The sequence below is a fragment of the Streptomyces sp. NPDC040405 genome (assembly GCF_055595765.1).
Window position 1 is genome coordinate 810,991 of the sequence record NZ_JBVIVI010000003.1, and the last position, 24,164, is coordinate 835,154.

General features: G+C 72.9%; 20 protein-coding genes. 14 read left to right on the plus strand and 6 right to left on the minus strand.

The features are described from left to right. Positions 1 to 160: 160 nt before the first annotated feature. On the plus strand, positions 161 to 2,176 hold the full coding sequence (locus ACZ59A_RS17170; RefSeq protein ID WP_470959379.1) for a spermine/spermidine synthase domain-containing protein: 2,016 nt from the start codon (positions 161 to 163) through the stop codon (positions 2,174 to 2,176). Between the two features lie 66 nt (positions 2,177 to 2,242). Here the strand turns inward: ACZ59A_RS17170 and ACZ59A_RS17175 are convergent, their stop codons facing one another. Both ACZ59A_RS17175 and ACZ59A_RS17180 read right to left on the minus strand, forming a co-directional pair. Continuing rightward, the gene (locus ACZ59A_RS17175) at positions 2,243 to 3,301 is read right to left on the minus strand and encodes a hypothetical protein (protein WP_470959382.1); all 1,059 of its coding nucleotides are present in this window, start codon (positions 3,299 to 3,301) and stop codon (positions 2,243 to 2,245) included. An 89-nt stretch (positions 3,302 to 3,390) separates the two neighbouring features. Continuing rightward, on the minus strand, positions 3,391 to 4,356 hold the full coding sequence (locus ACZ59A_RS17180; protein ID WP_470959385.1) for a D-2-hydroxyacid dehydrogenase: 966 nt from the start codon (positions 4,354 to 4,356) through the stop codon (positions 3,391 to 3,393). A gap of 470 nt (positions 4,357 to 4,826) precedes the next feature. On the opposite strand from ACZ59A_RS17180, the gene ACZ59A_RS17185 reads away from it, so the two are divergent. From ACZ59A_RS17185 to ACZ59A_RS17200, 4 genes are all read left to right on the plus strand, one after another. Beyond that, on the plus strand, positions 4,827 to 6,188 hold the full coding sequence (locus ACZ59A_RS17185) for an MFS transporter (protein WP_470959388.1): 1,362 nt from the start codon (positions 4,827 to 4,829) through the stop codon (positions 6,186 to 6,188). Positions 6,189 to 6,275: 87 nt separating this feature from the next. Continuing rightward, the gene (locus tag ACZ59A_RS17190; RefSeq protein WP_468045659.1) at positions 6,276 to 6,941 is read left to right on the plus strand and encodes an HAD-IA family hydrolase; all 666 of its coding nucleotides are present in this window, start codon (positions 6,276 to 6,278) and stop codon (positions 6,939 to 6,941) included. Between the two features lie 39 nt (positions 6,942 to 6,980). After that, the gene (locus ACZ59A_RS17195) at positions 6,981 to 8,363 is read left to right on the plus strand and encodes an NAD(P)/FAD-dependent oxidoreductase (protein ID WP_470959391.1); all 1,383 of its coding nucleotides are present in this window, start codon (positions 6,981 to 6,983) and stop codon (positions 8,361 to 8,363) included. A 97-nt stretch (positions 8,364 to 8,460) separates the two neighbouring features. After that, on the plus strand, positions 8,461 to 10,047 hold the full coding sequence (locus ACZ59A_RS17200; RefSeq protein ID WP_470959394.1) for a PucR family transcriptional regulator: 1,587 nt from the start codon (positions 8,461 to 8,463) through the stop codon (positions 10,045 to 10,047). Between the two features lie 12 nt (positions 10,048 to 10,059). Here ACZ59A_RS17200 and ACZ59A_RS17205 read toward each other — a convergent pair whose 3' ends face one another. Continuing rightward, positions 10,060 to 11,025, minus strand: coding sequence for a D-2-hydroxyacid dehydrogenase family protein (locus ACZ59A_RS17205; protein ID WP_470959397.1), 966 nt, complete (start codon positions 11,023 to 11,025; stop codon positions 10,060 to 10,062). A gap of 73 nt (positions 11,026 to 11,098) precedes the next feature. Here ACZ59A_RS17205 and ACZ59A_RS17210 point away from each other — a divergent pair, with 73 nt between their 5' ends. Continuing rightward, positions 11,099 to 12,118 carry a ketopantoate reductase family protein gene (locus ACZ59A_RS17210; protein WP_470959400.1) on the plus strand — a complete coding sequence of 340 codons (1,020 nt, stop codon included), beginning with the start codon at positions 11,099 to 11,101 and terminating at the stop codon, positions 12,116 to 12,118. Here ACZ59A_RS17210 and ACZ59A_RS17215 read toward each other — a convergent pair. Beyond that, positions 12,081 to 12,923 (minus strand): alpha/beta fold hydrolase, encoded by an 843-nt coding sequence (locus tag ACZ59A_RS17215; RefSeq protein ID WP_470959403.1) that lies wholly within the window; start codon positions 12,921 to 12,923, stop codon positions 12,081 to 12,083. The genes ACZ59A_RS17210 and ACZ59A_RS17215 overlap by 38 nt on opposite strands. A gap of 273 nt (positions 12,924 to 13,196) precedes the next feature. Between ACZ59A_RS17215 and ACZ59A_RS17220 the strand changes: the two genes are divergently transcribed. Next, the gene (locus ACZ59A_RS17220; protein ID WP_470959406.1) at positions 13,197 to 14,012 is read left to right on the plus strand and encodes a prephenate dehydrogenase; all 816 of its coding nucleotides are present in this window, start codon (positions 13,197 to 13,199) and stop codon (positions 14,010 to 14,012) included. A gap of 182 nt (positions 14,013 to 14,194) precedes the next feature. Here ACZ59A_RS17220 and ACZ59A_RS17225 read toward each other — a convergent pair whose 3' ends face one another. Beyond that, positions 14,195 to 15,349 carry an MGDG synthase family glycosyltransferase gene (locus ACZ59A_RS17225; RefSeq protein ID WP_470959409.1) on the minus strand — a complete coding sequence of 385 codons (1,155 nt, stop codon included), beginning with the start codon at positions 15,347 to 15,349 and terminating at the stop codon, positions 14,195 to 14,197. A 134-nt stretch (positions 15,350 to 15,483) separates the two neighbouring features. Here ACZ59A_RS17225 and ACZ59A_RS17230 point away from each other — a divergent pair, with 134 nt between their 5' ends. From ACZ59A_RS17230 to ACZ59A_RS17245, 4 genes are all read left to right on the plus strand, one after another. After that, the gene (locus ACZ59A_RS17230) at positions 15,484 to 16,302 is read left to right on the plus strand and encodes an SDR family NAD(P)-dependent oxidoreductase (RefSeq protein ID WP_470959412.1); all 819 of its coding nucleotides are present in this window, start codon (positions 15,484 to 15,486) and stop codon (positions 16,300 to 16,302) included. A gap of 13 nt (positions 16,303 to 16,315) precedes the next feature. Beyond that, complete coding sequence (locus tag ACZ59A_RS17235; protein ID WP_470959415.1) at positions 16,316 to 17,260, plus strand: DMT family transporter; 945 nt, start codon at positions 16,316 to 16,318, stop codon at positions 17,258 to 17,260. Further along, positions 17,257 to 18,006 carry a polysaccharide deacetylase family protein gene (locus tag ACZ59A_RS17240; RefSeq protein ID WP_470959418.1) on the plus strand — a complete coding sequence of 250 codons (750 nt, stop codon included), beginning with the start codon at positions 17,257 to 17,259 and terminating at the stop codon, positions 18,004 to 18,006. Before ACZ59A_RS17235 ends, ACZ59A_RS17240 begins: the two co-directional genes overlap by 4 nt. A 278-nt stretch (positions 18,007 to 18,284) precedes the next feature. Then, positions 18,285 to 20,804, plus strand: coding sequence for a YfhO family protein (locus tag ACZ59A_RS17245; RefSeq protein ID WP_470959698.1), 2,520 nt, complete (start codon positions 18,285 to 18,287; stop codon positions 20,802 to 20,804). A 15-nt stretch (positions 20,805 to 20,819) separates the two neighbouring features. On the opposite strand, the gene ACZ59A_RS17250 is transcribed toward ACZ59A_RS17245, so the two are convergent. Further along, a complete protein-coding gene (locus ACZ59A_RS17250; protein ID WP_470959421.1) occupies positions 20,820 to 21,770 on the minus strand; it encodes an anti-sigma factor RsbA family regulatory protein in 951 nt (316 codons plus the stop codon). Positions 21,771 to 21,920: 150 nt separating this feature from the next. Here ACZ59A_RS17250 and ACZ59A_RS17255 point away from each other — a divergent pair, with 150 nt between their 5' ends. The 3 genes from ACZ59A_RS17255 (at position 21,921) to ACZ59A_RS17265 (ending at position 24,132) form a co-directional block, all read left to right on the plus strand. Beyond that, positions 21,921 to 22,802 (plus strand): alpha/beta fold hydrolase, encoded by an 882-nt coding sequence (locus tag ACZ59A_RS17255; RefSeq protein ID WP_470959424.1) that lies wholly within the window; start codon positions 21,921 to 21,923, stop codon positions 22,800 to 22,802. A 117-nt stretch (positions 22,803 to 22,919) separates the two neighbouring features. Beyond that, positions 22,920 to 23,243, plus strand: coding sequence for a hypothetical protein (locus tag ACZ59A_RS17260; protein WP_470959427.1), 324 nt, complete (start codon positions 22,920 to 22,922; stop codon positions 23,241 to 23,243). A 52-nt stretch (positions 23,244 to 23,295) separates the two neighbouring features. After that, entirely contained in the window at positions 23,296 to 24,132 is an 837-nt protein-coding gene (locus ACZ59A_RS17265) for an SAM-dependent methyltransferase (protein ID WP_470959430.1), read from the plus strand. The last annotated feature ends 32 nt before the right edge of the window (positions 24,133 to 24,164 follow it).

A 24,164-nucleotide genomic window follows, 5' to 3' on the forward strand; every position in this document is an offset into this window, starting at 1 on the left:
ACCGGGCCCGCAACAGCGCTCCGGCCGCCCTGCCCGAGCGATTGGGCCCATCAGGTGAGATGTGCTCCGGGGGCGGGCGGACCGCCCTGCTGGTGCTCGACCTGCCCCGCCTCGGATGACAGCGTGGGCCGACATGGAGCACAGCCCTGGACCGCAAAACGTGCGCGCGAGGCTGCTGCTGGCCAGCGCCACCATGCTCTTCGTCGAGCTGGCGCTGATCCGGTGGACCGGCGCCAATATCGTCCATCTGAGCTATTTCTCGAACTTCATCCTCCTGGGCTCGTTCCTCGGAATCGGCCTCGGATTCCTCCTTCCCGCCGGCCGCGGGCAGTGGCTCACCCGCTGGGCGCCCATCCCGCTGGCCATCCTCGTCGTCCTGGTCCGGGAGTTTCCCGTCCAGGTGCGGCAGACCAGCGGTGAGGTCATCTACTTCACCGCCGTGAAGACCACCGGTATGCCGCAGTGGGTCACCCTGCCCGTGCTGTTCGGGCTGACCGCGCTCATCATGGCGGCGATCGGCAAGATGACGGCCGACCAGTTCCGGCAGCTGCCGTCGCTGGAGGCATACCGCTTCGACCTGCTCGGCTCCCTCACCGGCTCGGTGTCCTTCGCGCTGCTGTCCTGGCTGCGCGCGCCGTCGGTGGTGTGGGGTGTGCTCGCGGCGCTGGCGATGCTGGTGCTGGGCGGACGGCGCTACACCGTCCGGTACTCGATTCCGCTGGCCGTGATGGTGGCGGTGCTGGCCCTGGAGTCGGCGGCCAGCGGCATCTCCTGGTCGCCGTACTACAAGATCGAGGTCAAGAAGTCCGCCTCGGCCGCCCGGGACTACAACATCGCCGCCAACGGTGTTCCGCATCAGTCCATCGCCCCGCTGAAGGCGCTGCGGAAGCCCGGTTCACCGTACGAGCAGCCCTACCGCGAGACCCCGCGCAACTCCCACCGCCGGGTGCTGGTCATCGGCGCGGGCAACGGCAACGACGTCGCCCTCGCCCTCGCCCACGGGGCCCGGCGCGTGGACGCCGTGGAGATCGACCCGAGGCTTCAGGAGATCGGCGCCTCCCTGCACCCGGCACGCCCGTACGACAACCCCCGGGTGCACGTCCACATCAACGACGGACGGGCCTTCCTGGAGCAGACCGACGCCCGCTTCGACCTGATCGTCCTTGCGCTGCCGGACTCCCTGACCCTGGTGTCCGGGGCCAGCAATCTGCGCCTGGAGAGCTATCTGTTCACCCGGCAGGCGTTCGAGGCGGCCCATCGCCATCTGGCCCCCGGCGGCGCGTTCGCCATGTACAACTACTACCGGCAGAACTGGCTCATCGACCGCTTCGCCGGCTCCCTCACCTCCGTCTTCGGACACGCCCCCTGCATCACCCACTACGGCAACAAGAGGGCCGCGATCCTCGTCGCAGGCACCACCCCGGCCGCCCAGTCGTGCGGTGCCACGTGGAAGGCGTCCGGCCCGGTGCCGAAGGCCGCGAGCGACGACCACCCGTTCCCGTACCTGCTGCACCGGACCATTCCCACCCTCTACCTCGGGGTGCTGGGCGCGATCCTGCTGGTGACCCTGGCATCGGTGCGGCTGACCGGCGTACGGCTGCGGCGGACCGTGCGATACGCCGACATGTTCCTGCTCGGTGCCGCCTTCATGCTGCTCGAAACCAAGAACGTGATCGGCTTCGCGCTCTACTTCGGCACCACCTGGCTGGTCAACGCCATGGTCTTCGCCGGTGTGCTGCTGGCCGTGCTGTGCGCGGTCGAGGTACGGCGGCGGCTGCGCAAGCTCAACCAGCTGGCGCTGCAGCTCCTGCTGTTCGCGTCGCTGGCCGTCTCCTGGCTGATCCCGGCCCATCTGGTGCTCGGGCTGCCCTTCGCGGGACGGCTCGCCGCCGCGATCGCGCTGGCCTTCGCGCCCATCTTCTGCGCCAACCTCATCTTCTCCGACCGGCTGGCCGTGGCCTCCGACCCCACGGCGGCCTTCGGCGCCAACCTGCTCGGCTCGCTGGTCGGCGGCACCCTCGAATATCTCGCGCTGGTCACCGGCTACCAGGCCCTGCTGCTCGTGGTGGCGGTCCTGTACGCGGGCGCCTGCGTCCTGATGCGCTTCACCCGGCCCGGTACGGGCGAGCCTGCCGAACATGAGCCGGTCTCCGTCGCAACCGCGCCACGGACCTGACCCGCGCCGACGACAAGCGCCGCCCCCGGACCATCCGGTCCGGGGGCGGCCTCATGCGTGTCGCTCTCACTCGAACATGACGTAGTCCGGCCGCGGCCGCAGGGCCAAGACCTCCTTCGGCGTCATCAGTCGGCTGACCTCGGCGTCCTCCTCGTAGAAGAGCTTGAAGCCGGTGCGCAGCCCCTCCGGCTGGTCCTTGACCAGCTGCCGCCAGGTGTCCCGCTTCATGCCCGGCGAGCCGATGCCGTCCGCGCTCTTGATCATGACGACGCCGGGCTGCTGGCGCAGCGCGGACTGGTCGCGGACCACGGACACCGCCACCTGGTGGAAGACGAGCGGCTTCTCCGGCAGATCGTGTTCCGCCACGATCTCGGACAGATAGCGCGCCACGTCGGTCAGCTCCTGCCCGCTGGTGTGGCCGTAGGTGTCGCCCGGCACCTCGCCCGGGCCCATGTCCCATTCGGGGTCCAGCGCTACGCCCACATCGGGCTCGACGAGCCACTTGCGCAGCGCCTTGACCTCGTCCAGCGCCGCGGCCCGGCCCGGCTGGATGTTGAGCAGCAGCATCGCGTCATGGCGCCGGGCCGCGTCGTGGAAACGGCGGACGGTGTCGTCCGGGACGCGGGTGCGATAGGTGCCGTCCGACCCCGCGGAGCTGTTCGTCACGGTCGCGAGCAGTTCGAGGACCGGCAGCGGCTCCCGGTCCGCGGCGTAGTCGCGCGCGGTCTTCTCGATCTCCTTGACCCGCTGGTTCAGGTCACCGGTACCGAGCCGGCCGAGTGCGGCGGCGCCGGGCAGTCCGCAGTACCCCACCAGGCGGTACCGGGACAGATCCCGGCCGCCGCGGGGGAGTTCGGGCCGTCGCTTCGTCGGCCGCGGCGACGGCGAGCGACTGGCCTTGTTGTCGGATCCCGCGGCGGAGGTGCCGTGGCCCTTGGAGGGCGTGGGGCTCCTGGCGGGCTTGGCCCATTCGGTGTTCTGCTCGCCGCATCCGGCGAGCAGACCGAGACCGGCCGCCGCCGTCACCGAGAGCATTCCCCGCCGGGTCGGCGGGGCGCCCTGCCCTCTGGTGTTCTCCCGGATCCGCTCGGCGCCGGTGCCCTGACCTGGTGTGGTGTGCGCCACGTTCCCCTCCGTCTGCGGGCGAATGGTTTTTCCCCGTCCTCTGCGGCTTTCCGGCCGGAGGGAAGGTGAAACGGAGTGGTGGCCACCACTTACCTGACGTAACCCAGCTCCTTGTCGACCACGTTGTGCAGCGGACGGCCCTCGGCCCTGCGGAACAGGTTGTCCAGGAACAGGTCGGCCAGGTCGTGACGCCAGTGGACCACCTCACCCGCGGTGTGCGGGGAGACGATGACCCCCGGCAGCTCCCACAGCGGGGAGGCGGCGGGCAGCGGCTCGTGCGCGAACACGTCCAGCGCGGCACCGGCCAGCCTGCCGCCGGACAGGGCGTCCACGAGCGCGGGCTCGTCCACCAGCTGGCCGCGTCCCACGTTGACCAGCCGGGCGCCGGGCTTCATGGCCGCCAGCACCGAGGCGTCCACCATGCCCCGGGTGGCCGGGGTGAGCGGGGCGGCCAGCACCACGTAATCGGCCTCTCCCAGCCCGGTGCGCAGGGTCGCCGGACCGTGCACGGTGCCGAAGTCGGGGTCGTCGGCGCGCGGGGTGCGGCCCGCGCCGCTCACCCGCATGCCGACCGCGCGCAGCAGCCGGGCCACCGCCCGGCCGATGGATCCGGTGCCCCAGACCAGCACGGTGCGGCCGCCGACGCGCTCGCTGTCGCGCGGCCGCCACTGACGGCCGCGCTGGTGGTCCCACATGCCGGGGAAGTCCTTGGCGAGGGAAAAGACCAGCCCGAGGACGTATTCGGCGATGGACTGGTCGTACACGCCGCGCGAGTTGGTGAGCACCACATCCGGGTTGCCGGTCAGCGCGGGAAACAGATACGGATCCACCCCCGCGGCGGCCACATGCACCCAGCGGGGAGCCTTCGCCGGATCGGCGGGCCACGAGGCGGCCACGGCCGGGCTCAGCGGCCACCACGCGAGGAGGGTGTCCGCACCGGGGAGGACCGCGGGCAGCTCCTCCTCGGTCACGTACACGGTCCGCGCCAGCGACTCGATCCGCTCGCGGTTGTACGGCAGATGGCCGTTGTACAGGACGACGAGCCGGTCACCCACGGCCGCCTCCCGGCGGGTCGCTCATGCCGCCGCCCGGGGGCTCACACCGGAGTGTCATGACGGTTCTCCCGAGGTCAGGAAGGGTGCGGAACGGATTCCCACACCCTGACCGCACCCGCGCGACGGGGCAACGGGCACAGTGTCCGCTCCGGCGGGCCGTTGTGGACGCTGTGTCCCGGCAGGCCGCGCGGCCCGGGACCAAAGTCCTGCGCAGCCCCGGTGCGTACCCGGCGTACACAGTGTCCACCACGGGGCCGGTGATGGAACAGGATGGCCGTTGACGGTGCCGGACGGCTGAACCATGGTGAGGGCCATCCACCTCCCGTCATCTGCCCGTCCCCGGCAGCACACCCCGCGGCCCCCGCCGCGCCCCGCACGAATGCTTGACGCCCGATGCCACACCGCCGGTGTCGCATCGGCCGCGCCCCAGCGCCTTAAGCGCCTTCTCCTCGTCCCCAGGAGTCTCAAGCATGTCTTTGTCCAACGCATCGCAAGAAGCCACCGCAAGAGCCCACAGCCTCGACGACGCCCCCGTCACCAGCTTCCACCGCAGGATGGTCGCCGTCGCCATGGGCGGGCCGTTCTGCGACGGCTATCTGCTGGGCATCATGGGCGTCGCCCTCGGCCTGATCACCCCGGCGCTCAGCCTGAACACTATGTGGCAGGGGCTGATCGCCGCCTCCGTCCTGGTCGGCGTCTTCATCGGGGGCGCGGTCTTCGGACCGATCACCGACCGGGTCGGCCGCCATCTGATGTATGTGCTCAACCTGCTCACCTTCGTGGTCTTCTCGGCCCTGCAGTTCTTCGTCACCGAGGCGTGGCAGCTGCTGGTGCTGAGGCTGCTGATCGGCATCGCGATCGGCGCGGACTACCCGATCGCGTCCGCCCTGACCTCCGAGCTGGTGCCGCGCAAGATACGCGGCCCGGCCCTGTCCGGCCTGGTCCTCGCCTGGTGGGTCGGCTACGGCGTCAGCTTCTGGGCCGGGTGGCTGCTGATGGGCACCGGCGACGACGCATGGCGCTGGATGCTGGCCTCCGGCGCGGTCCCCGCCATCATCTTCATGTTCTTCCGGGCCGGAGTGCCCGAATCGCCCCGCTGGCTGGCCTCCCGCGGCCGGGTGGAGGAGGCCAAGGAGGTCGTGCGCCGCCACCTCCGCCAGGAGGTCAGCACCGAGGAACTGCTCGCCGAGAGCGGCACGCGGCGCGGCGGCTCCGGACTGGGCAACCTGGCGGAGATCTTCCGCCGCGGCTACGGGGTCCCCGCCCTGTTCTGTTCGGTGTTCTGGATCTGTCAGGTGGCGCCTGCCTTCGCCGTACGGTCCTTCCAGCCGCAGATGCTGGAGTCGTTCGGGGTGACCAGCACCTTCGGCGCCAGCGCGCTCATCACCACCATCGCGGTCGCGGGTACGGCGGTCGGGCTGCTCGTCGTCAACCGGATCGGCCGGCGGCCCCTGCTCATCGGCAGCTTCGCCTGCATCAACGTCTGCCTCATCGCCCTGATCGTGCTGCCGCTGCACTACGCGTTCCTGGTGGTCGCCCTCTTCGCCGGGTTCCAGTTCTTCGAGGCCGCGGGCAGCGGACTGCAGTTCGTGTACCCGAGCGAACTGTTCCCCACCGACCTGCGCGCCACCGGCGTCGGCGTGGCCACCGCCATGAGCCGGGTCGGCTCCGCCTCCAGCACCTTCCTGCTGCCCATGCTCACCACCGACTTCGGCGTCCGCGGCACCCTCGCGATGGGCGTGGGCATCACCGTCATCGGCCTCATCGCCTCCATCGTCCTCGCCCCCGAAACCAAGGACCTGGGCCTGGCGGAAGCCAGCCGCCGCGCCTGACCGCGCCACGTCCCTCCCGTCCCGCCCTCTCTCCGGCGCTCCGGCGCTCCGCCGCTCCGTCTCTCCGCCTCTCCGAAAGGACCTCCCATGCGCAAGGTCGTCTCCTTCGACTGCTACCGCACCCTCATCAACTTCGACACCCGCACGGCCACCCACGAGATCGTCAAGGACCGCCTCGCCGAGCTCGGCGTCGACCCCGACCAGTTCCACCACGACGCGTACGTGATGCGGTTCCAGGGCGTCGTGGACCATTACCGCCCGTACCGGGAGACCGTCCGCCGCACCCTGCACAACGTCATGCTGCTGCACGGCCTGGAGTACCGCGACGAGGACGGCGAGGCCCTCATCGAGGCCATCAAGAAGTTCAAGCCGTTCCGCGAGGTCCCCGACGCGCTGCGCCGCCTCAAGGGCGAGTACGACATCGCCATCCTCTCCAACAGCGAGGACGACCTGATCTCCTACGCCGTCGACGAGCTGGGCGTGGAGTGGGACTACGTCCTCACCGCCGAGCAGGCGGGGGCGTTCAAGCCGCTGCCGCAGGCGTTCGAATACCTCATGAAGGCCACCGGCCGCGGGCCGGAGGACATCATCCACACGGCCCAGGGCTGGGAGTACGACATCATGCCCACCAAGCGGTACGAGGGCATGCGGCGGATCTGGGTCAACCGGTACGGCTTCCCCGGTTCGGCCGCCTTCCAGCCGTACGAGGAGATCAAGGACCTGTCCGAGCTGCCCGGCCTGCTCGGCGTCTGATCCGGCTCCAGGCCGTCCCCCACACCGCGAGAGGACCTCATGTCCGCCACCACGGCACCGGTCAACGGGCGAGTCGCCCACTGGTTCGCCGAACTGCCCGCCCCCCGCCCGGCGCTGCCCGGCGACCGCGACGCCGATGTGTGCGTCGTGGGCGCCGGAATGACCGGACTGTGGACCGCCTACTACCTCAAGCAGGCCGACCCGTCCCTGCGCATCACGGTGCTGGAAGCCGAGTTCGCGGGCTTCGGAGCCTCCGGCCGCAACGGCGGCTGGGCCTCCGGCCTGATCCCCGGCGCCCGCGACCGGCTGGCCCGCACCTGCGGCCGCGACGCCGTCCTCGACTGGCAGCAGGCCATGAACGAGGCCGTGGACGAGGTCATCGCCGTCGCCGCCCGCGAGGGCATCGACGCCGACATCGTCAAGGGCGGCACCCTGCGGGTCGCCCGCACCCCCGCCCAGGCCACCCGGCTGCGGCACAAGGTCGAGCAGGACCACGAGTGGGGGGTGCCGGAGTCCGTCCTGCTCACCCCCGCGGAGTCCGCGCGGCACATCGCCATCGACGGGGTGACCGCCGGTGCGTACACCCCGCACTGCGCCCGGCTGCAGCCCGCCGCCCTGGTCCGGGGGCTCGCCGAGACGGTGGAACGGCTCGGCGTGACGATCTACGAGAAGTCGCCCGTCACCGCCATCGAGCCGGGCCGCGCCCTCACCGCGCACGGCACGGTCCGCGCCCCCGTGGTGCTCCGCGCCACCGAGGGGTTCACCGCCTCCCTCAAGGGGCTGCGGCGGGCCTGGCTCCCGATGAACAGCTCGATGATCGTCACCGAGCCGCTGCCCGCGGAGGTCTGGAAGGAAATCGGCTGGGAGGGCCGGGAAACCCTCGGCGACACCGCGCACGGCCACATGTACGCCCAGCGCACCCCGGACGACCGGATCGCGATCGGCGGGCGCGGTGTCCCGTACCGCTTCGGCTCCCGCACCGACGACTCGGGCCGGGTCAGCGACCGTACGATCGGCGAGCTCACCCAGACCCTCCAGCGGATGCTGCCGCAGACCGCCGGTGTCCGGGTCGACCACGCCTGGTGCGGGGTCCTCGCCGTCCCCCGCGACTGGTCGGCCACCGTCGGCCTCGACCGGGCCACCGGGATCGGCTGGGCAGGCGGCTACGTCGGCCACGGCGTGACCTCCACCAACCTGGCCGCCCGCACCCTCACCGACCTGGTGCTGAAGCGGGACACCCGGCTGACCCGGCTGCCGTGGACCGGCCACCGCCCGGGCACCTGGGAGCCGGAGCCGTTCCGCTGGCTCGGGGTCCGCGGACTGTACGTCGCCTACCGGCTGGCGGACCGGCACGAGGCGGGCGGCCGCACCCGTACGTCGCCCATCGCCACCGTCGCCGACCTCATTGCCCGGCGACCCTGAGATCCTGGAGTCCCGGCGCCCCGCCTCCCCGCGCGCCGCCGGGGCTCCAGAGATCCGCCCGCCACGGCGGGCACAGTGCAGGGAGGAACCGGGCCGGATGGCATCGCTCACCGTCGCCGACGTACTGCGGCTGCCCGTCATCGCCGCGGGACTGCCCCGGGTCATGGCGGGCGAGGACCGGCTGAACCGTCCCGTCCGCTGGGTCCACGTCACCGAGCTGCTGGACCCGGCGTCGTTCCTCGAGGGCGGCGAGCTGGTGCTCACCACCGGCATGCCCCAGCCCAACGACCCCACCCGGCTGCGCGGCTACGCCGACCAGCTCGCCGACGTCGGCGCGGCCGGTCTGGTCGTGGAGCTGGGCCGCCGCTACCAGCAGGTGCCCCCGGACCTGGTGGCCGCCTGCCGGGCCCGGGACCTCCCGCTGATCGTGCTCTCCCACGGCATCCGGTTCATCGAGGTCACCCAGACCGTCCACGCGCTGATCCTGGACGCGCAGGGTGAACTGCTGCGCCGCTCCCACCAGGTCCATGAGCTCTTCACCGACCTGACCCTGCGCGGCGCCCGGCCCGAAGAGCTGGTCCAGGTCGCGGCCGACCTGATGGGACGGTCGGTGGTGCTGGAGAACCTGGTGCACCACGCCGTGATCGCCTGTACGGCGGGCCGCCCCGGCGGCCAGATACTGGAGGCGTGGCAGCGCCGCTCCCGCGCCACCCCGACCCCCGACCACGCGGCGCCCAGCGGGTCCGAAGGCTGGCTGGTGGCCCCCGTCGAACACGACGGACAGCGCTGGGGGCGCCTCGTCGCGCTGCCCGACCAGACCGGCCCCGCCTCCGGTCCCGAGCACATCCTGATCCTCCGGCGCGCCGCGACCGCCCTCACCCTGGCCCGGATGACCGGCCACACCCAGTGGGACCGGGAGGCCCGCGCGTCGGCCCTGCTGGAGCTGCGCCACGGTGGCCACCTCGGCCGCACCGAGTCCCGCATCCGGATCGAGGCCCTCGGCCTGCCGACCGTCGGCCACCTCTACATCGCCCTGGCTCTTCGCCACCGGCCCGATGCTGCCGACCGCGCCGACCTGGACAGCCGGGTCGGCGAGGACCTGCGCGGCGCCGGAATCCACGCGCTGGTCGGCAGGCTCTCCCCGGACCGCACCGGCGTCCTGCTCACCCTGCCGCTCGCCGCCGCGTGGCAGCCCGTCGTGGAGCGCATCGGCCGGATCACCGAGGAGACGCTCGGCGAGGAAGCCGTCCTCGCGGTCGGCCCCGGCGTGACCGCGCTCGACCAGGTGGCGCGGTCGTTCCACCAGGCCGAGGAGGTCGCGGACGCCATCGGCCCCGGCACGCCGCGACGGCCGTTCCACGTGTCCGCGGACCTCGGGCTGCCCGAGCTGCTGTACACGCTGCGCGACGACGTCCGGGTCCAGAACTATGTGGAACGGGAGCTGGGCCGGCTGATGCAGCACGACGAACGGCACGGCGGCGACCTGCTGGCCATCCTGCGCCAGTACCTCGACGCCGCGGGCAACAAGTCGGTCGCCGCCAAACAGGCCGGGCTGTCCCGGCAGGCCTTCTACCAGCGCCTGCACACCATCGAGCGGCTGGTCGGCGGCAGTCTGGAGTCCGGCGCCCAGCGCTCGCGGCTCCATGTCGCCGTCATGGCCCTGGACACCCTGACCGAATCCTGAACCCCGCCCCGGCTACGGCGCGATGAGGACGCGGACCGGCTCGCCCGCGAGGTAGGCCCGGATGTCCTCCACCGCGCCGCCGTAGTAGCCCTCGTAGTTGCGCCGGGTCACATAGCCCAGATGCGGGGTGCCCAGCAGATTCGGCAGCGTCCGGAACGGATGCTCCGGACCCAGCGGCTCCTCGTCGAACACATCGACCCCCGCGCCCGCGATCCAGCCGCCCCGCAGGGCGTCCGCGAGGGCCGCCTGATCCACGATGGCCGCGCGGGAGGTGTTCACCAGGTACGCGGTCGGGCGCATCCGCCGCAGCTCCGGCGCGCCGAGCAACCCCCGGGTGCGGTCGCCGAGCACCAGATGCACCGTGACCACATCGCTGGTCTCCAGCAACTCTTCCTTGGAGGAGACGAACCCGACGCCCTCCGCCGCCGCCCGCTCGGCGTCAAGGTTCTGGCTCCAGGCGGCCACGTCCATGCCGAACGCCTGGCCGATCCGGGCCACCTTGGTGCCGATCTTGCCCAGGCCCAGCAGGCCGAGCCGACGGCCGTGCAGATCCATGCCGACCGTGCTCTGCCACGGCCCGCCGTCCCGCAGCGCCGTGCTCTCCCGCACCAGGTGGCGGGCCAGACCGAGGATCAGCGCCCAGGTCAGCTCGACGGGCGGCTCGGAGGAGCTGGCCGTGCCGCACACCGTGACCCCGTGCCGCGCGGCCGCCTCCAGATCGACGGACGCGTTGCGCATCCCGGTGGTGATGAGCAGCCGGAGCCGGGGCAGCCGGGCGAACAGCTCCGCGGGGAACGGGGTGCGTTCCCGCATGATGACCACGATCTCGCAGTCCCCGATCGCCTCGACCAGCGCGTCCCGGTCGGTGAAATAGCGCGTATACGACACCACGTCCACCGCGTCCCGGACACCGGACCAGTCGGCCGAGGACAGGGCCACGTCCTGGTAGTCGTCGAGCACGGCACAGCGCAGTTTCATCGTATCCCCTCGGGCTCTTCCAACAGGTCGGTGCGGGTACGTTGTTTCTACCACCCACGGGGAAAGGGTCCTGGTGCGATACCTCATCATCGGAGCGGGCGCGGTCGGCGGCACGATCGGCGCCCGGCTCCATCTCGCAGGCCATGACGTCGTCCTGGTGGCGCGCGGCGCACACTACGAGGCGCTGCGCGACCACGGACTGCGCTTCACGTCACCCGAGTCCACCCATGAGATCCCGGCGCCCGCCGTCACCGGGCCCGAGGATGTCGAACTGGGCCCCGACGATGTGCTCGTCCTCGCCGTGAAGACCCAGGACAGCGCGGCGGCGCTGGACGCCTGGGCGCCGCGCCCGGTCACCGGCGGCGGCACCGCGGGGGAGCGGCTGCCGCTGCTCTGCGCCCAGAACGGGGTGGAGAACGAGCGGTTGGCGCTGCGGAGCTTCCGCCGGGTCTACGGCGTCTGCGTCTGGATGCCCTCCACCTATCTGGAGCCGGGGCTCGTCGCCGCGCCGTGCGCCCCGTACACCGGGATCCTCAGCATGGGCCGCTATCCGTCCGGGGAGGACGACACCATCCGGCGGGTGGCCGCGGACCTGGAGGAGTCCGTGTTCCTCGCGCCGGTCGTACCGGACGTCATGCGCTGGAAGTACGCCAAGCTCATCAACAACCTCGCCAACGCCGTCGAGGCGATCTGCGGGCCGCTCACCGGGGACGAGGCCCAGGCCCTCGGCGCCCGGGCGAAGGCCGAGGGGGTCGCGGTCCTCGACGCCGCGGGCATCGCCCACGCCGACGCCGCCGAACAGGCCGCACTCCGCTCCGGAAAGGTGGAGATGCGCCCCGCCGACGGCGTGGAGCGCGGCGGCGGCTCCTCGTGGCAGAGCCTGACCCGGGGGACCGGCACGATCGAGGCGGACTATCTCAACGGGGAGATCGTGCTGCTGGGGCGCGAACACGGCGTCCCGACACCGGTCAACGAGACGCTGGGACGGGTCGCGGGCCTCTGCGCCCGGGAGCGCCGCGCACCGGGCAGCATGAGCCCCGCCCGGCTCACCGCCCTCATCGACGCGACAGCGTCCTCCTCAACACCTCGGTGAACTCCGCCGGGTGCTCACCGATCCCCGTGTGACCGCCGGGGAAGTCCACGACCTCGGTGCCCAGCCGCTCGGCGAGTGCCACCGCCGGGCGGTACAGCAGCAGCCCGTGCGACTCCCGGCCGCCCGCCGGTACCAGCCGCTCCGATACGGCCGCCAGCGCGGCCAGGTCCGGGACGTGGCCGGTGAACGGGCACAGGATGTGCTCCAGGTAGTAGGGGAAGTTGGCCATCATCCGGTCCACCACCTCGGCCGGAAGCGGCGGGGGCTCCGCCCCGCGATCCCGCGGCGCGGCTCCCTCCGCCGGGCCGGTGCCCGCGGCCATCACCGCCACCGCCGCCGCGATTCCCTCGCGGCGGTACGCCTCGCGCACCTCGGCGAAGAACGCCCGCTGCTCCTCGGCGTCGGGCAGCAGTTCCACCAGGGGCGGCTCGTGTGCGATCGCCAGCCGTACCCGTTCCGGATGGCGGGCCAGCAACTCCACCGCGACGATGGCGCCCGCGCTGCAGCCGAACACGTATGCCGGTTCGCCGTCCGGCGCCACCGCGTCGAGCAGCAGGGACGCGTCCTCGCCGTGCACCTCGACCCGCTGGTCCGCGGGCGGGCCGTCGAGGGTACTGCGAGAGGCACCGCGCCGGTCGTAGGACACCACCGTGTACCGGTCGGCGAGGGCCGCTGCCGCATGGTCGTAGGAAGCGGCGTCACCGGCCCCGCCCGGGATCATCAGCAGCACCGGGCCGCTGCCGCGCACCTCGTAATACAGCGTGGCACCGGGCACCTTCAGAGTGCCGGTCTTCGGTTCGGTCATGGTGTGCACGGTATCCAGGTGGCATGGGGCGCGCGCGGTGTTTTTCGCGCCTGATGCGTCGTCATCACGACGCGCGCCACCACTCCTGAGGATGACACGGGCGGTCTGACAAGGGGGTTCGTGCCACCTGACTTCACGGAAAGTTGGCTGCTCCGTAGCCGTCAAGGCGGTCCTGGTTGTTTTGCGTGGTGGCACACAGGGCACCGCACACACCTAACAGCAGGCATAATCGCAGCAACGATGGGCGCAGACGCCCAGAAAGGGGACGAAGTGATGGTGAACTCGCTGAGTGCCGACAACAGTGTGGGCTCGACGATCGAGGCACTGAAGGCCGAGCTTCCGGAGCTGGAGAAGCAACAGGAGGCCCTGAAGGGTGATTTGGACGCCGTGACCCAGCGGCTGGAGGTGGTCAGCACCGCTCTGAGCAGCCTTCAGGCCCTCTCGGGAGCCGCCACGCTCCCGCAGGCGGGCAACGGCGACATCGCGGAGGCGAAGCCCGCCGCGAACACCGCGGCCACTGCCACGGCCACCGAGGCCGAGGCGAAGCCGGCCGCCGAGGCGGCCCCGGCCACCCGGACACCGGCCACCACGCGCAAGGCCGCCATCGGCCGTCAGCGCAGCAAGGCCAAGTCCACCACCGGCGGCCGGGCCGCGAAGACGGCCGCGAAGACCGCCACCAAGACCGCCACCAAGGCGGCGGCCAAGAAGACCGCCGCGAAGAAGCCCGCCAAGAAGGCCGCGGCGGCCAAGGACACGGCCAAGCCCGTCGCCAAGGCCACCACCAAGGCGGCCAAGGCCACCGAGAAGAGCGCCCAGACGAGCGAGAAGGCCACCGCCAAGGCCACCGAGAAGACGGCCAAGGCGGCGGGCACCTCCTCCGAGCGCTCCACCGGGCTCGGCGAGTCGGTGCTCGGCGCCCTCAAGAAGGCGGGCCGTCCGATGCGCGCGTCCGAGGTCAACGAGGCCCTGGGCCGCGACGAGACGCGCACCAACGTGAACTCGGTGCGCAACACGCTGGAGCGGCTGCGCACGACGGACCGGGCCAAGCGCTCCGGGCGTGGCCTGTACGAGGCCGCGGCCACCAGCTGACCGCAGCTCTCCCGTCAGTGTGCTGCCAGCTCAGGGGTAGCGGGGGCGGAAGTGGCGTTTGGGGAGGGTGGACCCGGAGGTGCCGGCGGCTGTGCACGCGCCGGATCAGCGGTCCACCCACTCCGTCACGAGAGCAGGCGTCACGAGAGAGGCGTCACGAGAAGTCCGTCTCGACAGAGGCGTCACGAGAAGGGCGTCATGACGTCCGGACCGCCGTCGGCCGCCATCTCGGCCAGCCGGGCGGCGATGTCGGCGGGGTCGGTGGCGAACAGCCGTCGGCCCGCGGCGATACGGCGTGTCCGCAGCGCCGAGGGCGCGGTGAGCGCGTCGAGCAGGCGCAGCAGATCCCATGAGTCCGCCGCGTGGTCCGTCAGGCCGAGGGCGGCCATCCGGCGGACGCCCTCGTGCCCATGGCCAGGGATGGGGCGGTAGCCCACCACCGGGACTCCAGTGGCCAGTGCTTCCAGCGCGGTCTGTCCGGCCGCGTTGTCCACCAGCGCCCGCGCGGCGGCCAGCAGTCCGGGCAGATCCGGTTCCCAGCCGAGGGCGGCCACCCGCGGCCACCGGGACAGCCGGTGCCGCAGCCGTTCGTCCCGGCCGCACAGCGCCACCGGCAGATAGCCCGCGGCGGACAGCAGCCGTGCGGTGGCCGCCAGGTGCGTACCGGCGCCCCAGGCCCCGGCGGACAGGACCACCGGTGGTCTGCCGGGGGCGTACTGGTCGAAGCGGCGCCGCCAGCCCGCCGCCCCGGGCGCCGGGCCGAGAAAGCGCCCCGCCACCAGCGGGCCGGTGGCCACCGCGGGCCGGCCGAGGGATTGCCGCACCCGTTCGGCGGCCTCCTCGGTGACACACAGGTGCAGATCGTTGCCCGGGTGCAGCCACTGGCGGTGCACCGCGAAATCGGTGACCACCACCGCGCTCGGCACCGTCAGCGCCCCACGGGCCCGCAACCGGCCGGTGAGCTGCGCGGCGAGGTGGAAGACGGGCACCACCGCGGTCGGCCGCAGCCGCTCCGTCAGCGCTAGCAGCCGGTCCTCGGCGAGCGCCGCCAGCGGGGCGGTGCCGGGCCGTGGCCCGCTGCCGGGGCGGCGGCCGGGGCCGGGCCGGAAGAACGCCCGGTAGATGCCCGCGTAGACCACCGGGGCCCGGCGGACCGCCGTCCGGTAGAACGCGCGCAGCCCCGGGCCGATCCCGGCGGGCAGCAGCTCCAGCACATCCACCCGGTCCGCCCGGTACCCCGCGCGCTCCAGCCTGCGCACCAGCTCCCCGGCCACCGCGTCATGACCGGCGCCCATGCTCGCGCTCACCACGAGGAAACGCTGCGACGGCAGGCGCATGCTCACCTCCGATGGTGCGAGGCGCGGCCGCTCATGGCTCACTGGAAGTATCCGCTCCGCGTGCCGTCAACCGCGCGCTCGACGGCCGGTGGCGTGCCGACGCCGCCCGGTCAGCAGCGAGACAGGAAGATGCCATGGCCCGCCCTCTGCCGGACGCACAGCCGCAAACCGGTGCCGCGCGCACCTCGGCCGGTCCCGCCGCCACCGGGGGCGGAGTGGCGCTGGTGACCGGCGCGTCCTCGGGTATCGGCGCCGCCGTCGCGCACCGGTTCGCGGCGGGCGGCGGATGGCGGCTGCTGGTCAGCGGCCGCCACCGGGAACGTCTCGACCGGGTGGCCGCGCACACCTCGGCCATCGCCCTGCCCGCCGATCTGGCCACCCCCGAGGGCGGCCGTGGCCTGGTCGAGGACGCCCTCCGTACCGCCGGGCGGGTGGATCTGCTGGTCGCCGGGGCGGGCATCGGCTGGGCGGGTCCCTTCAGCGCGATGCCGCCCGCCGCCATCGACCGGGTGGTGGGGGTCGATCTGCTCGCCACCATGCGGCTGGTGCGGCTGGTCCTGCCGCACATGCTGGCCGAGCGGCGCGGCCACATCGTGCTCATCGGATCGGTCGCCGGCAGCGTCGGAGTGCGGGGCGAGGCGGTGTACTCCGCGGCCAAGGCGGCGCTCGGCGTCTTCGCCGACGCACTCCGCGACGAGCTGCGCCGGGGCGGCGTACGCATCACCCATGTCGTCCCCGGCGTGGTGGACACCCCGTTCTTCGCCCGCCGCGGCGTCCCGTACACCCGCCGGATGCCGCGCCCGCTGCCGCCCGAGCGGGTCGCCGACGCCGTGTGGGACGCCGTCGCGCGCGGCCGGGACGAGGTCTACGTACCGGCCTGGCTGCGGCTGCCCGCGCTGGTGCGCTGCGCGGCCCCGGGGCTGTACCACCGGCTGGCCGCCCGCTTCGGGTGAGGGTGGGGGTGACATGGGCGCCCTGACCGTCCTCCTCGCGCTGCTGTCCGCCCTGGGCAACGGCGCCGCGTCCGTGCTCCAGCGGCGCGCCGCGATGGACCAGGAGCGGGAGCTTCCGGGATCCGGCCATGGCGGGGTGGGGCAGGCGCTGCGGCATCTGCTGCGGCTGCTGCGGCGCCCGTACTGGCTGGCCGGGGGCGCGGCGATGGTGGTCTCGGCGGTGGCCCAGGTGGGGGCGCTGGCGGTCGGGCGGCTCTCCGTCGTCCAGCCGCTGCTGGTGAGCGAGCTGCTGTTCACCCTGGTGGTGGGGAGTCTGGTGTTCCGCCGACGGCCCGGCGGCCGGACCTGGCTGGCGTTCGCGATGCTCGCCGCCGGGCTCGCGCTCTTCCTCGTCGCGGCCGATCCCTCGCACGGCCATGGCACGGCCCGGAACGGGCTCTGGCTGCCCGCCGGGGTGGTGCTGGTGCTCGTCGTGGGCGCCCTGACCCTGGTGGCGCGGGCGCTGCGGGGCGCGGCGCGGGCCGCGGTGCTCGGCTGCGCGACCGCCGTCGGCTTCGCCTGCACGGCGGCCCTCATCAAGGAGTTCACCGGGCGCTTCGGCGAGGGTGTGGCCGCGGTGTTCACCAGCTGGCCGCTGTACGCGGTGTGCCTCGTCGGGCTGTTCAGCTTCCTGCTGCTCCAGTCCACCCTGCGCGCGGGCACCCTGGCCGCCTCCCAGCCCGCGCTGACCCTCGGGGACGCGCTGGTGAGCATCGCGCTGGGCTGGGTGCTGTTCGGCGAACGCGTCGAACTGGGGCTGCGTCTGCTGCCCGAGGCGGTCGGCATCGCCCTGATGGCGGCCGGGATCGTCGGCCTCGCCCGGTCGCCCGCCATGGCCGAGGGCTGGGACGCGGACGCCACCGGCACGGCGGTACGGCCGACGGTGCGGCGGGTCCCGGACGGCGGGAGCCCGCCATGACCGCCGGGCGGCGGACCGGTGTGCTGGCCCGGAACGCGGCCGTGCTGGCCGCGGCGGCGCATCTGGTCCCGGCCGGAACCTGGCTGCCGGGGCCCCGGCGCCTCCTCTTCCCGGCCCTCGCCGGGCAGGGCCGGTCCGACCACATCGCCCTCACCTTCGACGACGGCCCCGACCCCCACTCCACCCCGCGCTTCCTGGACTGCCTGGACGAGCTGGCGGTGACCGCCACGTTCTTCGTCCTGGGTGAGAGCGTGATGCGCTATCCCCGCACGACCCGCGAGATCGCGTTCCGCGGCCATGAACTCGCCGTCCACGGCTGGACCCACAACCGCCCCTGGCTGCCGCGGCCGGTGCGGGACGTCGCCGAGGTCAGATGCGCCGCCCAGGCAGTGCGGCTGGCCACCGGCGCCGAACCGCTGTGGTACCGGCCCCCGTACGGCGTCCTGACCGGCAGCCGCTGGCTCGCGGCCGTACGCGCCGGGCTGCGGCCCATCCTGTGGTCGGCCTGGGGGCACGACTGGTCCCCGAACGCCACCCCGGCCTCGGTGCTCGCCACGCTGCGCGGCGGCCTCCGGGGCGGCGCCACGGTCCTGCTGCACGACTCCGACCGGTCCTCGTCCCCCGGCTGCTGGCGCGTCACCCTGGCCGCCCTGCCGCATCTGGTGACCGCGTGCCGCACCGCGGGGCTGGAGGTGGGCCCGCTGGCCGACCACGGAGTGCCCCGGCTCCCGGCATCGGCGACGTAAACCGCGGAAAGACGAGGCAGTGACTCCGGAAGCCAGGTCTAGTGAATCCCTGCTTCCTGGTGCGCCGACACAACCTCCCGCGCATTTCGCCCGTCAAACCGATCACAGCTCCGCACACACCGACCACGCCCATTCCGTTGTCCGGACAAGTAATCGACGTGACGCAGAAATTCGATATCGGTCAGCCCCTCCGGGAGCCATCCGAATTATCAGGACCCCGCGTTCCGCGGCCCTCGCGCATCCGTATCCGGGCCGCCGCCCTCGCCTCGTTCCTCACCATGGTGGCGCTCTGCCTCGGTGACACCGTGGCGGGGGTTCATCCGTTCGGGCCGCGCGCCCGGGCCGTCGGCGACCTGGGCAATCAGTTCATCCCCTTCCACGCCCGGCTGTGGGATCTGCTGCACGGCCGCGGCGACGGCGGGCTGTTCCTCAACTGGAGTTCCGGCTTCGGCGCCTCCTTCCTGCCCGACCTCGGCACCTATGCCAGCAGCCCGTTCGCGCTGCTCGTCGCCGTCTTCCCGCGCGACGAGATCGACCTGGCGGTGTACGTCATCACGCTGCTGAAGACGGCCACGGCGGGCGCGGTGATGGCCGTCACCCTGCTGAGGCTCCAACCGGGGCGCTGGTGGGCCGCGGGGGCGCTGGGCGCGTCGTACGCGCTGTGCGGCTGGTCCGTGGCGGAAGCCTCGTACCACCCCATGTGGCTGGACGGACTCATCGCGCTGCCCCTGCTGTGCCTGGTCGGGGAACAGGTCCTGAGGGGGGAACGGGCCCTGGCCGGGCGGCGGTTCGTCACGGCCACGCTGGTGGTCGCCGTCGTCTGGACCGCCAACTTTCCCACCGCCTACCTGGCCACCCTCGGCGCCGCGCTGATCCTGCTCACCCGGGCCCTGATCAGCCGGATGCCGCTGGGGATCCGCCCCGTGGCCCGGCTGACGGCGGCCTGCGGGCTCGGCGTCGGCCTCGCCGCGCCGCTGGTCTCCGTCGTCCACTTCGGCACCCGGCACGCCCACCCGGGCCGGGCGGGGGAGTTCACGCCCGAGCCCTGGACGGACATCTTCGCCCGGATGCTGCCCGGCACGTACGACTTCGGCAGCCCGGCGCTGTACGTCGACACCGTGGCGCTGCTGCTCGCCCTGACGCTGCCGTTCAACCCGGCCGTGCCCCGGCGGCTGCGCGCGGGCTGGACCCTGCTGATCGCGGCGATGGCCGTGTCCATGCGGTGGGCGCCCACCCAGCTGGCCTGGCACGCCTTCGCCGCGCCCGACGGCAGCCAGTACCAGCAGGGTTTCGTGCTGTGCGGGCTGCTGGTGATCGCCGCCTGGCTCTCCGGCGCGCACGGCGTGCCGATCCTGCGGGCCCTGCTGCCCGCGGGCGGGCTGCTGGCGCTCATCGCGGTGGCGGCGCGCTCCGGGGAGCAGATCCGCTGGTGGACGTATCCGCTGCTGCTCGCCGGGGTCGCCGCGGTGGCGGCCGCGGTGCTGCTGCACGGCCTCGCCGCCCGGCTCGGCCGTCCGCTGCCCGCCGTGCTCGCCGTCGTCGTGCTCATTGGTGCCCAAGTGGGCCAGTCCGCCGCCACCATGGCCGTCGCCGACCGGCTCCGGCCGCGCCACTTCGACGGCTACACCCCCTGGGGCGAACGCCAGGAGCGCCAGCGCAAGATGATCGCCGAGGCGGACGGCTGGCCCCGCTACCGCACCGAACCGGGCCGCGAGCAGACCGTCGGCAACGACCCGCTGCTGGTCGGCGGCCAGGGCGCGGGGTACGACAGCAGCCTCACCTCCGATGTGCTCGGCCGCACGCTCACCGCCCTCGGCGGCGGCACCACCTCACGCGGCCGCGCGGTGCGGAGCCCGGACAACCCGGTCACCGACGCGATCTTCTCGGTCGGCGCCCGGGTGCGCTCCTCGGCCGACCCGCACCAGGACCGGTACGCGGCCGAGCACCCCACGGTCACCGTCGACCGGCAGCAGGCGCCGCCCCTGGTCACCGTCCGTCCCGGCGCCGGGCCCGCGCCCCGGTACGGCGCCTCGCCTTTCCGCAACCAGGAACTCCTGCTCGGCGCCCGGGTGTACACCCTCCCGCGCGGCATCGCGGTGCGCGGTACGGACGGCAGGCCCGCCGCGCGCGGCCCCGCCCGCGGCCACCGGCTGCCCGCGTCCCCGGACGCGGCCCGGCTCACCGCCACCTGCCCGGGCGGCAGCGAGGTGTTCCTGTGGGCCCCGCACTACCGGGGCAAAGCCCTCATGCGCGGCGCCGGGCGGCCCCCGTCCGGGTTCCGCGGCGACCGGCCGGTCACCGGGCGCGCGGCCATGCGGCCGCTGGGCACGGCCCCGCGCTCCGGCCAGGTGGAGGTGTCGCTCACCGCCCGTAAGGCCGGGGTGATCCCGCACGACGCCATCGGCTGCCTGGACACCGCGCGGCTGCGCGCCGCCGTCGACCGGCTGACGGCCCGCGGCGCCACCGGCGTACGCGTCTCCGGCGGCTCCCTGCGCGCCGAACTCCCGCCCGGCTCCCGGGGCCTGGCCGTGATCGCCGCCCCGCGCATCGCGGGCTGGCGGTGCGCGGCGGGGGACGGCCCGGACCGGCCCGCCGCCGCGTACCTGGGACTCATCGCGGTGCCCCTCGACGGCGGCGCCACCTCGGTCAGCTGTACCTTCCGCCCGCCCGGTCTGCGCCTCGGCGCGGCCACGGGAGCCGCCGCGCTGCTGGCCCTGACCGCGTTCGCCGTGTTCGGGGCGCTGCGCGCCCGCCGGGAGGGCCGCCCTGCCCGGACAGGCGGCGCTACCGGGCCATGAACGCGAATTCTCTGGTCACAGACCGATGCGCAGCCTGATCAGGGTGCCGTCCGCGTCCGCCTGCATCTGGACGACATCGCACAGCATCCGGACGCCCCACAGCCCGAACCCGGTGTCCGCCCCCTCCGGCGGGGTGAATCCCCACAGGGCGTCCGGGTACCAGTGGCCGGGCCCGGCGATCTCGCAGACCAGATCGCCGTCCTGGGTCCACACCCGCAGCTCCGCCGGGGCGCTGCCATGACGGACGGCGGTGCTCGCCACCTCCGTGACGGCGGCGACCATGTTGCGCAGGGACTCCTGGCTCATGCCGTGCCGGACGGCCCGCTCGGCGATGAAGACGCGCGCGGCGTCGAGGTCGGCCGTGTCGACCGGCAGCCGCTCGGCCCTCGCCGGAGCGGGCGTCAGCGCCCGGCGGTCGCAGGTGGCGCTGAACGGGCCGGGGGCGGTGTAGTCCACGCTCTGCTCGGGCCCCTGACCGTCGATGATCTCGGGGTGGGTGCGGCGCGCGTACGTCAGGATCTCGGGGTGCAGCACCCGGCGGTCGTAACAGCAGATGGCGCGGGCACCGGAGTGGGCGAACGCCGCGTTCACGATCGACTCGTAGCGCGCCCACTCCACGACCTCCAGCGGAGTGCGGCCCTGCCATACCGGTTCGGCTATCACCCGGACCCGGCGCGGCGACTCGGCCTTCACGAAGGAGTCGTACGCGGCGATGGTCTTCACCGGGTGCTGGTACCAGCTGAGCGCGTCCTCGAACTGCACCGCCGGGGCGTCCTGTCCGAGGGCGTCCCGCAGCGCCGCGATGTTCGACTTGGCCGCCACCACGGCCACCGCGTCGTCGGCCTCCAGGCCCTCGCGCAAGAAGGGCACGCAGACGTCGACCACTTCCTCCTCGTCGCGGTAGAGGAACCCGCGGTGCACCATGGCCTCATGGTGCTCCGCGACGGAGCTGGGCGGGCTGGTCATGGGGGCCTCCCTCGGGCCGGGCGGGGCGGACGGCACAGCGCGCAGTCTGCCACCCTCGCGGCCACCGCGCAGCCGGATCATCGGGGGGTGAGGAAATCCCCCGATGCCACGCGTGGACGTGTTCCTGACGGTGAATTAGCATCGCTGAGCGTGACACAGGTCAAGAGCATCACCGCAAATGGACTTGAGTTCGGCTATCTCGAAGCGGGCCCGGCGGACGCCCCACTGGCGCTCTGTCTGCACGGCTTCCCCGACACCGCACATTCCTGGCGCCACCTGCTCCCCGCCCTCGCGGACGCGGGCTATCACGCCGTCGCCCCCTTCATGCGGGGATACGCACCCACCGGCATACCCGACGACGGCGCCTACCAGGCCGGAGCGATCGCCTCCGACGCCAACGCCCTGCACGAGGCTTTCGGCGCCGACGGCGACGCGGTGCTCATCGGCCACGACTGGGGCGCCATCGCCGCCTACGGCGCCACCGCCCACGCCCCCGAGCGCTGGCGGCGGGCCGTGACGATGTCCGTGCCTCCGCTGGGCGGCGTGCTGGCCGACTTCTTCAACTTCGACTACGGCCAGTTCAAGCGCTCCTTCTACATCTTCCTCTTCCAGACCCCGCTGGCCGAAGCGGGCGCCGCGGCCCACGACATGGCGCTCATCGACGGCCTGTGGCGCGACTGGTCGCCCGGCTACCACGACTCCGCGCAGGACATCGCGCACGTCAAGGAGAGCCTGAAGGACCCGGCCCACCTCGCCGCCGCGATCGGCTACTACAAGGCCCTGTTCGACCCGGCCCGCCAGGTCCCGGCGTACGCGGCGGAGCAGGAGGCGATCACCGCCACCGGTGAGCGGCCGATCCTCTTCCTGCACGGCACCGACGACGGCTGCATCGGCTCCGACGTGGTCGGCAGCGCCAAGGACCACCTCCCGGCGGGCTCCCGGGTGGAACTGGTCGACGGCGCGGGCCACTTCCTGCATCTGGAGCAGCCCGAGCGGATCAACCGCGAGGTGCTGGCCTGGCTCGCCGAGTAGGCCGGTATAGCGCCGTCGCATACCGCTTTACCGCCGCTATACCGCCGGTAATGCGCCCTCCCCGATGCTGGACGCATCGCCAAGCCCCGCCGGTAGAGATGCGTCTGGAGAGGGCCAGTGAACGTCGACCAGCAGCAGCAACCGCACATCGAGGACGAACCCCTCTACGCCTGGAGCACCTTTCAGCTCTCCGGTGGGGTGGAGGGGTCCGGCCCGAGCGGCACCTGTCGGGCGGAGCGGACCGCGCGCGCCTGCCTCGAAGCGGCGCTCCATGCCGCGGTGGTCCACTCCCACGCGTATTCCTGGGGCCAGCTCAGCCGGGTGTCCGCGGACGTGGACCTGCCGTTCCACCTCTGGTCACGGGCCCCGGTCGCCTGGGCGGAACCGGGACCCAGTGACACGGTCACCTGGCGTCCAGGACCGGCGCCGCATCCGCGGTGACGGATCCGGCAAGCGGCAGGGCGATGCAGCGCTAGTGGCAGGGGAATCTCGGATGAACAGCAGCGGGCCCGGCATCGGGCTCACCACGGTGGAGTGGCAGCCGGTCGACCACGATCGCCACCCCGGCCATCGGGCGAACCCGGCGCGGGTCTACAACTATCTCGTGGGCGGCAAGGACAACTACCTCGCCGACTACGAGCAGGCCCAGCGGTTTCTGCGGATCGCGCCGGAGATCCGCGACACCGCCCTGTCCAACCGCCGGTTCGTGCAGCGGGCGATGGCCGAACTCGCCGACGAGGGCATCAGCCAGTTCCTGGACATCGGCTCGGGCCTGCCCACCACCCCGAACGTGCATGAGATCGCCCAGGCGGTGAACCCCCGGGCCCGCGTGGTCTACGTCGACAACGACCCCATCGTGGCCAGCCACGGACAGGCCCGGCTCGCGGTCCCCGGCACCACGATGATCAGTGGCGATCTGCGCGAGCCCGAGAAGATCCTGGCCCATGACGAGGTGCGCCGGCTGCTCGACCCCGAACAGCCGGTGGGGATCGTGCTCACCTTCATCCTCGACTACCTCGAGGACAAGGACGATCCGTACGGCGTCGTCGCCCGGCTCATGGAGTGGGCCGCCCCCGGCAGCTGTCTGATCGTCTCGCATGTCACCGGCGACTTCACCGACGAGACGCCCGACGACCGGGACTGGGCCCCGCTCAGCCTCAGCCCGGTGACCGCGGGCCCGCGAGACTACAGCGGAATCATGGGCTTCTTCCATGGGCTCGAGGTGCTCGAACCGGGTCTGGTGCAGCTGGCCGCCTGGCGCCCGGGCATCGGCGCCGAGCACGACCCGAGCCGGGTGTGGGCGTACGGCGGGGTGGCGCGCAAGCCGTAACCCACGGCGGGTGGCGTGCCTGCCGTGACCGC